This window comes from Bacillus sp. GMa5/1, assembly GCF_050172015.1.
Classification (GTDB): Bacteria; Bacillota; Bacilli; order Bacillales; family Bacillaceae_G; genus Bacillus_A; species Bacillus_A cereus.
The window spans coordinates 1-12193 of the sequence record NZ_JBNLYC010000127.1 but is presented as its reverse complement, the minus strand read 5'-3'; the positions used below and the strand labels follow the sequence as shown (position 1 = coordinate 12193).

Below are 12193 nucleotides of genomic sequence, written 5' to 3'. Positions count from 1 at the left end.
ATATTCATAAGAACTTTTTTCTATACTCAAAAATGTAAATAGACAAAAGGAGAAACGATCATGAAGAAATTTGTAATTTGCATACTAGGAATAGGCCTCCCTATATACTTACTACCTTTCATATTACGCGGAGATTTAGACAGATTTAATCCGATTGCTGAAGAAAAAAATGTATATGCCGTTGCGAAAGGATATGGTGTTCCAGATTATCATCATAAAGGAAAAGCTATGTACTCACTAAAAGCTGTTGACGAATTAAGTAATGAAAAAGAATATACAGTTGGAACGAACACGCCTAATGATTTTATAAGAAAAACTTACTTAAAAATTCATGTGAAAGGAAAATATGTGTATTCTTACGATATTATTTCTAAAAAGGATATTCCTGAGAAAATAAGGGGACAATTGGAGATAGCAAATAAATAAAAGAGCCAATTCATACGATTTGGCTCTTTATTCTCTCTCCCATCTACCGTTTGGATAATTCTTTCGGTAGATTTATTAAATTCGTTATCATTGTTCCAATAACCATTGTTCAATTACTTTTACTGTTTCATCTCGTTGTGCTTTTGCCGTAATTAAACTCGCATTATCACCTTTTTGCTCACCATACATGCCAAAATGAGCATGGTTTCCCCCTTTTATCATGTGCATAGTTGTATTTTTCGACATTAACTTTTTATTGTTCTCTATTTTTTCTAGAGTTGCTAAAGCATCTACTTCTCCATAAATTGATAACATCGGAATCGATTTTGTAGAAAAGTCATCTGCAGGATACGAACCTAAGAAAATGATTCCGTGTACCTTGTCTTCATGCTGAGAGGCATACTTAGAAATCATAGCTCCGCCCATTGAATGCCCCGCAACATACCATTTTTGAACTTCAGGATACTTTTCAATTACACTATCTACCTCATTTATTCCAAATATCGCTAAGTTTAATGGTAACTTAGGCATTACTACAAAGTGCCCATCTTTTGCAAGAGCTTCTCCTAAGTAACTATAAGCCTCAGCTTCTACTTTAGCTCCTTGATAAAAAATAACCCCTACTTTCGCATCTTTCGCTCCAAAAACGATATTATCTTCATCTTTTTTATCATCTACTAACGACAAAGCCTCTTTCGTCGGTTTATAAGTAAACTGAGACCAAGTCAAAAAAGTAATACTTCCTATAATTAAAATAGCTAGTAAAGAGTACAGCGTAATTTTTATCCATTTCTTCACAAAGATGACCTCCATAAGATGTATATATTCCATATTTCGGATTATCATTAACACACATAAAAACTCAAGCATTTTTATTATGCTCAAGTTTTTAGTTCCGTCTTTAATTTATACTATAAATTGTCCAAGATAAATATGTAGCAAATGCAGTCCATAAAAAATATGGAATTAGCAACCATGTCGATACTTTAGATAAATTGGAAGAAACCGCTATGAGAAGCAACGTAGTAATAGCGACTAGTAAACAATCTATTGTTGCTAAAAACAAATTCTTTTGGCTAAATTGAAAATAGCTGAACGCTTGATTGAATATATAATTTAAAAGGAATAAAAACCAAAATGTTTTTGGCTTACATCCATAGTTGTTGTAAATAATTGCTACTGATAATGCAATAAGTCCAAATAATACAGCCCATATCATTCCGATTGTCATACCAGGAGGTGTCCAAGACGGCTTTTCTAACGCATCATACCAAGTACGATCAATAGGGAATAAAACACTAGAAACATAAAACAAACCATATGTTAGTAAAAATACTATAATACTAGATTTTTTCATAAACATTCTCCTTTTTAATAGAAGGTTTTAGAAACTCTATATGATTCGTATACTCTTTCAATGAATACAACTTTAATACGCAAATAGACATTATAACTTTTACATATCAAATTCATATTGACTCGTGTATTTTATATAAATTCTTTCATACTTTTATATGCATAAAGGGCTCTCTCTCGTGCTGCCTTATGACCAACAATCGGATAAGGATATGTATTCCCAAGTTTTATATTGGATTTTTGTAAAATATGCTCAGGTGCTTCCCAAGGTTTATGTATATATTTGTTTGGGATATCTCTTAATTCTGGTACCCATCTTCTTATATACTCTCCATTTTTATCAAACTTTTCTCCTTGTGTGATAGGATTAAAAATACGAAAGTACGGTGATGCATCTGCTCCACTTCCAGCAACCCATTGCCATCCCATTGTATTATTTGCAATATCAGCATCTAGTAGTGTATCCATAAACCATTTTGCACCTTCTTGCCACGGAATTAACAAATGCTTTACAAGAAAAGAGGCTACAGCCATTCTTGCCCGATTATGCATAAAACCGGTTTGCCATAGTTCTCGCATTCCCGCATCAATAAACGGATAACCAGTTTCACCCTTCTGCCATACTCTTAATAACTCCTCTTCCTTATTCCACGGAAAATGTTCAAAGTTTTTATTAAGAGGTTTATATACTGTAAACGGATAGTGATATAGCAAATAATAAGAAAACTCTCTCCAAATTAATTGGCGTATAAAACTAATCACTTGTTTTTCAAAAAAACTACATTGTCTTTCGGTACTTTTATTTATTAAGTAGTGATACATTAACTTCACTGATATTTGGCCAAATGAAAGATATGGCGCCAACATTGAATGAGCATTTTGATTTGGAAAATCTCTTCCTTCACTATAAGAGGCTAATTTACTAGAGAAAAATTTCTTAAATGTTTTGTATGCCCCTTCCTCTGTAGGCTCCCATATTGCTTCCATATGAGATGTCCACGGTATAGTCGGCAACAAGTGTAATTCTGAGACAGATAAGCTTGCTGGTAAAGAGCTTCCCCACTTTATACTCTGTACTCTGCTAATAGGTTTAGGTATTACCTGCTTTTGAAATGCATTGTAAAAAGGCGTAAACACCTTATATTCAGTGTTATCCTTCTTTTTTATAATCCACGGTTCTAATAATAAATGCGAATTAAATTCCTTACAAATAATACCTTTATCTTCTAATATCATTTTCATTTTTTGATTAGATTTTAACCTGTCTGGATCATAACAACTATTCCAATATACAGCCGTTATATCTAATTGTTTTATGAGAGAAAGTATTTCTTCCTGTATATTTCCTTTGCGGATTATTAAAGTAGAGCCCAATGCCTTAAGTTGCTTTTGGACATCTATTATAGCATGGTGTAACCACCACTTTGCCGCACTTCCTATTGAAAAAGTTTCATCTTGTACATATACCGGAAGAACCTCCCCGGACTGAACAGCCTCAAATAGAGCTGGGTTATCATATAAACGAAAATCTTTTTGAAACATAACGATAATTTTGTTTTGCATGGCTACCTCTTCTGATTCTTAAAACATAATAAAATTTATTATACAACAGCAATTTATACATAAGAATTTATTTGTCTTTAATAGATTAATTAACTTTTTCAACTATTTTATTAGTAGCAATTTTAACAACCATTTCTTTTTCACCTGTTCTATCAATCCTGAAACCATGAACTTCAATATCAGAAGGTACTAATGGATGATGACGGATCATATCTATACTCTTTTCAATATTTTCACTAACATTTTTTTGTCCACTCAGCCATTGATTAAGGCTACCACTTGAAAATTCAGGCATGCAATTTTTAAAGAGATAGTCTAATTCTATATTATCTTTTATGAAATCACGTTGAGTTTGTAGATTAACTGAAGAAGTTTCTTTATCCTCTATTCCGACAACAAAAATTTCTTTAACATTTTCTTGATAAATAGCAATAATAATAGATCTCATTATATCTCCATAAGGATGTACAATTACAGAATCATAGCTGTGTATAGTCAACATGTTTTCTTGTTGAATGTTAGTTACTTGTTGGATACTAGGCTCTATTCCGTGTTCAATGTCTGTTAATAATAAAACTTTTTTATTCTTTGAATTCATATGGAGCACTCCTTCTTCATTATTGTATTTATGAAACTTTTAAGCTAGTAACAATAATAATTGTTACCAGTTTTTCCAGCGTCCCTCTGGATCAACACTTGCAAGTCTAACCCATCCATTTTGGACTTTTTCTCGAAATGTGAAATCATTATTTAACAAACGTTCTATATATTCAATAGGTGCTTGAATGACAATTAGTAAACGAAGTGGTGAATGATACGTCTCACTATCTGACTGCATAACCGATTGCCAAGGTAAGCCTGGCAACAGGTCACTAGCATTCCCTTGCATAACACCGAGACCCGCCGTTACGGTTTGGGTTGTTTTATTTCCACTACCATAATAATGAGGAGCTACAGTTGATGCGTAATATTGTAGATTTATCCACTGTGCAACTGTTCCTGGTCCTGCAATAATGTTAGCTAATATATCGCCACTTTCATCCTGTTTCCAATCATAATTATGAAGGAAAGCCCTACCTTCTAAGTCACAATCTTGAGTTAATTCACGCTTTCCGATAATAAAAGATGCATTACGCGCTAATCCCCATTCTGGACGTATTTCACTCCAATCTTCTGCAAATCGATGCGCCTCTTTACTCGGATTTTTTATTTTCGTTTTAAAATTAGGTAATTGCGTTAAACGTTCTCTATTTGCATGTTGGCTCACATTTGGCATAATCGTCTCGATACAATCAAACGCTTCTTGCGCAGTTTTCGAAAGTTCTGGGACGTAAATCCATTCCAATTCGTCCACTGTTGTTTTATGTTCAGCTGCTGCAAAAATGGTATCCTCAGGAATGTTAATGCCTTCAGCAGACAACGCCTCTCTTACTTCTGGAAGATTACATAAAGTAGCGAAAACTCTTGCATTGAATCCCCCTGCTGCGCCTCCACAAGCACCACACTCAAGTGCTGCCGCATAAGGATTGTTCGTACTTTGACTACTATGTCCACACATTACAACTAAAGGAGCAAATTTTTCTGTCAGTCCCACCATTTTTAAAGTTTGACGCACATAGTTCACTTTTTCTTCTTTCGTAAAACCGATAGGTATCTCACCTTTTGTGTCATGAACATAATTAAGCGAGAATGTTGTATCAGGTTTTTGTAACATAGTTTTACGAAGTTTACGAATGAAACCACCAACTCCTCTTGGGACAAAGCTTCTTGTCATCATCTGTAGACCAAGTAAAGGACCACTTAACTCAGGTAGCGCCATACTTGTCAGTACGTTCTGTTTCATCGTTTTAAATGTATAACGCACCGAACTGCCTACCCTCTTACGTTGCTCATAAGATTTAAATTCATTTTCATCTGTAAGCTCTTTTATTTGATGCTTCGGTTTCAGTATAACTGGCAAAGAAGGATGGCTGTCATTACTACCTAGTTCACTAGTCGCAATTGGTAACCCAAAGAAACCAGCTATTCCAAACGTTTCAAACGGACCTAGTTTTTCTAAGTGGCGACGAAACGGTTCTGAACGTACATCAATACAAAATGCTAATTGAGCTAATACACGCTTTTTATCATTGGTTGCACGTTGTTTAGAAGCAATCTTCTCTCTTAATTGCTCTGCATGCGTTTGTTCCCAAGCTTCCAGCCAAAGTTTCCTGCGAATATTTTCATCAAAACGATATGCAAATGCTAACAATTCGCTTTGTTCAGCTGCAGACATTTGTGACCATTCCCGTGTTGAAATATTCCCCCAATAGATCCAAGAAGCTATAAGTGGGACGATCGAAACTTTTTTCTCAACCTTTTGATTTTTTAAAGGTAAATAAGGTTTTGCAATAGCCAGCTCCATAGAAATTCGAACTGCTAAATATTCTATTAAAAGCCCCTGTTCCTGAATTGATTGTTGTGAGCGCCATCGTATCATTCCTGCCCACCCAGGTAAAGAAAGTAAGTGCCCTTCAAGATAAGCTTGTATGTTAGATTCAGAAATTCCTAGTTCAAATAACGCTCTCGCTAAAGCTACTTCGGCATCTTGTGGCCAATCTTTTAAAACTTTACGCTCATTTTTACTGAGCGCTGGATCAAATGTAATAAGGTGTTGCCATGCACGATAAAAACCTTTCTCTCGATTTGGCATCATCCAACTTGACTGGGAGTCATCAAGATATAATTTACACCATTTAATGATATGATAATTAAGAATATCAGATAGGTTTTCACCATTTTGATTCTCTATAAGCGAACTTATTGGTTGCATAACAGAGGCTTTCATACTCCCTGTATTTATATAACTCATTTCGTCTGCCAGTTTATTTAATTCTGGCGATGATAATAGACTAGAAGGTACTCTTTCTAATTTTAAAGCTGTTTGACAAAATCGCTCTGCTTTCTCTCGCGGAATATGAAAAGATTGTGAATCAAGCCAACGAGACAAACTACTTTGTAAAAATGATTCCTCAATCTCACCTTTCGCTTTTGCCGAATGAATCATGGAGGCACTAGGATACATATCCACATTACGAATTTCTTTTAACCAATTTGCAACTTGATCAAATGATTGCTTTTCAAGTCCCATCCAAGGATGGTGAGCTGCAAACGTAGAGATAGGCCAAAGTGGTGCAATAACTCTGCTAGCAGATGCAACTAAATCATTTATATTATTTTTTTGTATATCAATGTTTGTATCTTTCTTTAATATTGACGATATGCTCATCACGAATTACCTCCCTTTGATACATAATGTTTCAGATAGCTTGGGTGACTTTCTACTGATTTTCTTCTCGCCTCACCTACTCGAACTAACCAAAGATAAAGTACAGCGAATAAAGTAGAAGATTGATTACGAGTAACGAAAGTACTAATAGCACTACTAAATAGTAAAATACATATAACAAAGATAACGGCTGGAGCTGAAGGTTGAACACTTTGATAAATGTCAGTATGCAACCATTTATAAAGAGAATTATGAACAGTAGAGTAAATGAGAGAACATCCAATCAAAACAATTACGCCAGCAATTCGTCCCATTCTTCCCTCTCCAAAAACAACAAGCTGTTTCCATGAAAAATATAATGACCACCCTAAGATTAACGCACTAACTAGCTGATACCCCTCTCCAGAAGTCATAAACCAGAAAGTAATTGCTATAAATACTCCTAAAACACGCCCGACTATAATCCATAAATTGGACATCTTTTCATTAGACTGATTCACTACCCCACAACGTTGCACTGAAGAACCAGCTTGTAAAAACAGTGTAGCTTTAAACAAACCATGTAAAATTAAATGAATAATAGCCGCTAAATAAGCGCCTAATGCACATTGAATAAGCATAAATCCCATTTGTGCAATAGTTGAACCTACTAGCTGACGTTTATAATCAACTTGGACTAAACTAATTCCTGTTCCGATTAAGACAGAAATACTAGAGAAAATAAGTAAAATGATTTGTGCAATATCATCATGAAAAAGAGGTGAAAATCTAGTTAACATGATACCGCCAGCATTTACTAAACCCGCATGCATAATAGCTGAAACAGGAGTTGGAGCAACGGCAGACTCAATTAACCATCTTTGAAAAGGCCATTGTGCTGCTGGAATCATCACCGCTAATATAATTAATAAGTTAATTCCTGTTCTCTCCAATGTTCCATGTAGCGCTACATTTTCATTCGTTAAAACTGATGTTAATTGCCACTGTCCAGTTACTTGAAAAAGCCAAATGATAGCTGATAGCAACGCAATCCAACTTATTGTAAATAAATAGCCAGAGATTTTAGTTGCTTCACTAACTACTTTCCACCCTTTATTTAGCCCTATGAGTAGAACCAATCCTATAAGCGTTGCTCCCCAACAAATGATCATGAAACGAAGATCATCACTTAACCATGCAACCGAAGATACACCTGTAGTAAATGTAAAAAGTAAAAAATATTTTCGATATGAGCGGTCTCCCATTAAGTAACGTACAGAAAAACGCTGAATGATTAAACCAATTGTAAGAACAAAGAAAGCCATTAACCAAGCTAAAGTATCTAGATGCCAAGGCCCCACAACTCTATCTCCATTGTTATTAACAAGTGCGAGTAAAGAAATCAATGAAGGCAAAGCAGCGATACCAATATGGATATGAACAAAACGTAAAGGCATCCTTGCATTTAAAAACAATAATCCACTTAGCCAAGAAGCACTAAGCGCCATAAAAAATAATGTTAACAGTGTTGATGAACTTAGCGAAATTAACATGTTAAATACTCCCTTCTAAGCGAAAATAACCTATAAAATTCCTTTTAATTAAGATGTTTTTTTAAATTTCAATTTTCATTCACTCTTTTTAGTGCATCGTTTTTTCCCATAAAAAAAACCGACAACTTCCATAATTCAATGATTTTATATCATCATTGAATTATGGAGATTGTCGGTTTCCCTTCAACTAACTTCAATAAAGTTTTTTGAAGAGCTCCCATTTTATAGAGAATAATAATGTATGTATTACTCCTGTTAAAAAGAAATGTATATTTCTGATCTCCTAGATTATGCAATCAATATATCAATTTATGTTATACGCTATCTTTTAATTAAGAAACTTTTTCATTTAGTCAATATTACATATTAAAAAAATGCTAAAGCCTTAATTATAGCAAGCTGTTAAAATGAGTGTCTATCAATTTTTTAAAACAATTATAAGATAAACCATATTAAGCAGTTTGTCAATTTCTTTATCCGTTTTTTAAGAGTTATTTGAATTACGATTTATTATACCTAAATAACTTCAAGTTTTTAATTATTAGCCTGTTAATAAAGTGCAAAACTTGTAGGTTTCTTAATCCTTCCACTAACCTTAAGGTATTTTTAAAATTTCTCCTCAAGATTATGAAGCAATTTAAAAATCATCACTCGTTCGCCTGTACGGGAGCTTATATCCGTATGAAAGCTTTTCACTTTCTCTCCAGTTAATTCTAGTATAATCTCTTTCAGATCATCAATTCCAGATTCAACTAGCTCCGAACGATTCTTCTTTATCGTTAGCATACCGTCTTTTGTTTCGCAAACACTATATTCAGCCGGCGTTAAAACACCTTGTAAATTTACGATAATCATATCCCGTAATATATCTGTCTTAACGGATATAGACCCGCGTCCTAGGTAGTCCTTTTCCCAGTGAGTAATTGCTTTGCTTATCTCTGATTCAATAGAGCCTTTTGAGTTTTTCATCTATGTATCCTCCTTCAATAAAATAAATTTACAATAACAATATAATAATCCGGATTGATTTTATTTTCAATTATTGAGAAGAATTTATTGGGATTGTTGTATGGTATCCTTTCATATCATAGCGATTTTTTATATTACAATATAGATTTTTTTGATCATTCCCAACAAGATACTCTTACTATAAAGGCTCTGTTGCATAGATTTCTAAAAAGGACATTCCGGAGAAAATAAAGAAACTCTTGTGACATAATACATAAACGAAAGAGTCGATTTCTTTATCGTATAGGAAATCGACTTTTGCTTAATTATTGATTTAGTAATAAAAACACCTTTTAAAATAACTATGTTTATACTATAGACGTTGATCTTTTTGGAAGTTTAGACGAAAATGATCCTCGTCATTATATACACCAAATTCATACCCTTTCTCTTTATAAAATTTAATAATTTCAGGAAGAGCTTGTAATGTTTGCGCCTTTTCATGCATTAAAACAACTTCTACTTCTTCTGTTGTCTGTTTCTTTACATTATCGATAATCTGAGTTGGATTATCTTTTAATTTCCAATCATTTGAGTCTATTGTCCAATCCCAAACTTTTATTGCTGCTTCTACAATTTGGTTACGAATTTCCTCGCCCTTTAATCCTGGTGCAGATCCATATGGCGGACGAACTAATTTAGGAGTTGTACCCGTAATATTATGGATAAGAGCTAACGTTTCTTTCATCTCCGGTACAAATTGTCCTTTTTTGTATAACTTATCACTATTATGTGTCATACTATGAGCACCAATATAATGCCCTTCTTTTACTGCTCGCTTTACGTTTTCCTGAAAACCTGTATTTTGTAAATTGCTACCTTGCATAAAAAATGTCGAGGCGACATTTTGCTCTTTTAGTACATCTAAAAATTTCCCAGTTAGTTCGCTAGGACCATCATCGAATGTTAAATAAACAACCTTTCCCACCGGTTTTCCATCAGGTCTTTTCTGTTTTGCTGGTGGTGTTTCTTTTTTCTTTTCTTGTTGTTGCGTGTTAACTTGATTACTACTTTCGTTAGCTATTCCCTTCGCTGGGATAGAGTTCCATTTTCCAATTAAAAAGAAGGTGAAAAAGGTCGTTGCTAAAACAACTCCTAAAGATATGATTGCCTTCGTTACTACACTTGTTTTTTTCTTACTTTTCGATTCTTTCATGATTTTCCGATCCTTTCCCTATTAATTTTCATTATTTATAAGGCTGAGCCTTTATTCGACTGAATCATTCGTTTCAACCGGTGTTTACAATAAATAGATTAATAGAGAGAGGTAAAGATAAAATGCAGATAGTGTCGAAATCAGTTAAAGAATAAGGTTAAGTTAATTCTTAAATTTGAAAACTGGATATACACCCAAAATAAAAAATACTATTCTTTCTAATTAAGATTTAGAAAGAATAGTATTTTTCTATTTACCTATTTTATTACATCGTAAAATAATTAATAATGCCATCCACAATACCTTGTTGCGATTTTGCTTGGAATTCTTCTGAATTCATTCTTTTTTCATCACTCGCATTAGATGTAAACCCTAATTCAATTAAGATAGCCGGAGAAGGATTTTCTCGTAAGACAAGAAAATCACTTCCATGAATGCCTCTATCACGGCTGTCTATATTTTGATCAAAAATAGCTTCTTGTACGGTCTTAGCTAACTTTTTATCTTTCCTTTTATTAGATCCAAAATGAGTTGTTATTCCTTTTACATTTGTATCCTCAAAAGCATCATGATGAATGCTAATATAAAGATCCGCCGCATGGTCTTTCGCTACTTTGACACGTGCTTGTAATTCTTCCTTTTGCTTTGTTTCTGGAAGTAAGCTCGTATCTTTTTCACGTGTTAATATAACTTTTGCATCCGTTCTTTCTTCTAATTCTTTCTTTATATTTTGTGCTACTTTTAAATTAAGCTCTTTTTCAATCGTTCCTAATTTCTTTCCTTTCGTCCCTCTATCTCCTCCACCATGCCCTGGATCAATTACAATAGTTTTTCCTTTTAATCGTAAATCCTCTTTTGATATGTTTTTGTGCCCTTTAGCATGTATGAAACTAACGCCTGTACCCATTATTATTATTATTATAAGCAAAAGCAATATCGCTCTTTTTTTCATTTTAACAATCTCCTTATCAACTTTTCATTCTCTTTCTAATGAAAATAGTAATGAATGCTGATAAAGATAAAATGCAGATAGTGTCGATTTTGTTTAAAAATAATAAAAACGTGTAGAAAAAATTCTACACGTTTTTATTTAAATAGAAATAAAATAATACTCCATCTTCTGTATTTGAAACACCATATTCCGCATCATGTAGCTCTAATATATTTTTTGAAATAGCAAGTCCCAATCCTGTTCCACCTTTTGAACGTTGACGAGACGTATCCCCTCGATAGAAACGATCCCATATTTTCTCTAAATGTTCTGGCGCGATATGAGCCCCTTTATTTTCTACACATACTTTTACACGTTCATTCTCTTCTATTGTAGAAATAATAATATTCTCCTGTTCTGGTGTGTAACGAATCGCATTTGTAATAAAGTTCGTTATAACTTGTTCTATGCGATGCTGGTTTGCAACAACTTCAATTTTAGAAAGTTGTTTATGAACATATAATTGCTTAGCTGTTATATCCGAGGTTAATTGCTCACATATGTAATCGATCATTTCATCAATATGGAAAACATCCATTTCCATTTTATATGTACCAGATTCGAATTTCGCTAACTCCAGCATATCAATAATGAGCATATCCATTTTATCTACTTCTTTTGACATTGCTTTAAAGTAATACTCCTTTTTATTACTAGCAACACCATCCTCTAAAATTGAAATACAGCTCTTCATAATACTTAAAGGTGTTTTTAACTCATGTGAAACACCAGCGATAAATTCTTTACGTGTATTCTCTAATTGCTTTTCTTTTTCTATATCTTGCTGCAATTGATGAATATACGAATGCAAAGCTTTAGAAAGTGTATTAATATTTTGTGATAAATCACCTATTTCATCCTTTGTAGTAATAGGTATCGTCTCAGAGAAATCT

Annotated in this window: 11 protein-coding genes; 1 reads left to right on the top strand and 10 read right to left on the bottom strand. The window is 33.5% G+C overall.

Annotation, left to right across the window (positions count from 1 at the left end; translation table 11 throughout):
• Nucleotides 1-60 precede the first annotated feature (60 nt).
• Complete coding sequence (locus tag ACQGSG_RS21895; protein ID WP_087965135.1) at nucleotides 61-426, top strand: YxeA family protein; 366 nt, start codon at nucleotides 61-63, stop codon at nucleotides 424-426.
• Nucleotides 427-513: 87 nt separating this feature from the next.
• Here ACQGSG_RS21895 and ACQGSG_RS21890 read toward each other — a convergent pair whose 3' ends face one another.
• The 10 genes from ACQGSG_RS21890 to ACQGSG_RS21845 all read right to left on the bottom strand — a co-directional run.
• Nucleotides 514-1224, bottom strand: coding sequence for an alpha/beta hydrolase (locus tag ACQGSG_RS21890; RefSeq protein WP_098605590.1), 711 nt, complete (start codon nucleotides 1222-1224; stop codon nucleotides 514-516).
• Nucleotides 1225-1327: 103 nt separating this feature from the next.
• Complete coding sequence (locus tag ACQGSG_RS21885; RefSeq protein ID WP_142330230.1) at nucleotides 1328-1783, bottom strand: TspO/MBR family protein; 456 nt, start codon at nucleotides 1781-1783, stop codon at nucleotides 1328-1330.
• 131 nt (nucleotides 1784-1914) lie between these two features.
• Nucleotides 1915-3345, bottom strand: a complete 1431-nt coding sequence (locus tag ACQGSG_RS21880; protein ID WP_098605592.1) for a cryptochrome/photolyase family protein — start codon at nucleotides 3343-3345, stop codon at nucleotides 1915-1917.
• Between the two features lie 85 nt (nucleotides 3346-3430).
• On the bottom strand, nucleotides 3431-3943 hold the full coding sequence (locus ACQGSG_RS21875) for a hypothetical protein (RefSeq protein WP_001086249.1): 513 nt from the start codon (nucleotides 3941-3943) through the stop codon (nucleotides 3431-3433).
• Between the two features lie 63 nt (nucleotides 3944-4006).
• On the bottom strand, nucleotides 4007-6613 hold the full coding sequence (locus tag ACQGSG_RS21870; RefSeq protein ID WP_325842665.1) for a putative inorganic carbon transporter subunit DabA: 2607 nt from the start codon (nucleotides 6611-6613) through the stop codon (nucleotides 4007-4009).
• On the bottom strand, nucleotides 6613-8145 hold the full coding sequence (locus tag ACQGSG_RS21865; RefSeq protein ID WP_325842664.1) for an NADH dehydrogenase subunit 5: 1533 nt from the start codon (nucleotides 8143-8145) through the stop codon (nucleotides 6613-6615). Before ACQGSG_RS21865 ends, ACQGSG_RS21870 begins: the two co-directional genes overlap by 1 nt.
• A 606-nt stretch (nucleotides 8146-8751) precedes the next feature.
• On the bottom strand, nucleotides 8752-9114 hold the full coding sequence (locus ACQGSG_RS21860; RefSeq protein ID WP_016098682.1) for a DUF2294 domain-containing protein: 363 nt from the start codon (nucleotides 9112-9114) through the stop codon (nucleotides 8752-8754).
• Nucleotides 9115-9466: 352 nt separating this feature from the next.
• Nucleotides 9467-10309: a polysaccharide deacetylase family protein gene (locus tag ACQGSG_RS21855; RefSeq protein WP_050821968.1), complete on the bottom strand. Its 843-nt coding sequence runs from the start codon at nucleotides 10307-10309 to the stop codon at nucleotides 9467-9469.
• Nucleotides 10310-10574: 265 nt separating this feature from the next.
• The gene (locus ACQGSG_RS21850; RefSeq protein WP_098203139.1) at nucleotides 10575-11261 is read right to left on the bottom strand and encodes an N-acetylmuramoyl-L-alanine amidase family protein; all 687 of its coding nucleotides are present in this window, start codon (nucleotides 11259-11261) and stop codon (nucleotides 10575-10577) included.
• A 124-nt stretch (nucleotides 11262-11385) separates the two neighbouring features.
• Nucleotides 11386-12193 (bottom strand): HAMP domain-containing sensor histidine kinase (locus tag ACQGSG_RS21845; RefSeq protein WP_426948001.1); only part of this gene is annotated, 808 nt, incomplete at its 5' end.

Coding starts and splice junctions, on each gene's coding strand:
- ACQGSG_RS21895 (WP_087965135.1), top strand. CDS start 61: ATGAAGAAATTTGTAATTTGCATACTAGGAATAGGCCTCCCTATATAC.
- ACQGSG_RS21885 (WP_142330230.1), bottom strand. CDS start 1,783: ATGAAAAAATCTAGTATTATAGTATTTTTACTAACATATGGTTTGTTT.
- ACQGSG_RS21880 (WP_098605592.1), bottom strand. CDS start 3,345: ATGCAAAACAAAATTATCGTTATGTTTCAAAAAGATTTTCGTTTATAT.
- ACQGSG_RS21875 (WP_001086249.1), bottom strand. CDS start 3,943: ATGAATTCAAAGAATAAAAAAGTTTTATTATTAACAGACATTGAACAC.
- ACQGSG_RS21870 (WP_325842665.1), bottom strand. CDS start 6,613: ATGAGCATATCGTCAATATTAAAGAAAGATACAAACATTGATATACAA.
- ACQGSG_RS21865 (WP_325842664.1), bottom strand. CDS start 8,145: ATGTTAATTTCGCTAAGTTCATCAACACTGTTAACATTATTTTTTATG.
- ACQGSG_RS21860 (WP_016098682.1), bottom strand. CDS start 9,114: ATGAAAAACTCAAAAGGCTCTATTGAATCAGAGATAAGCAAAGCAATT.
- ACQGSG_RS21855 (WP_050821968.1), bottom strand. CDS start 10,309: ATGAAAGAATCGAAAAGTAAGAAAAAAACAAGTGTAGTAACGAAGGCA.
- ACQGSG_RS21850 (WP_098203139.1), bottom strand. CDS start 11,261: ATGAAAAAAAGAGCGATATTGCTTTTGCTTATAATAATAATAATAATG.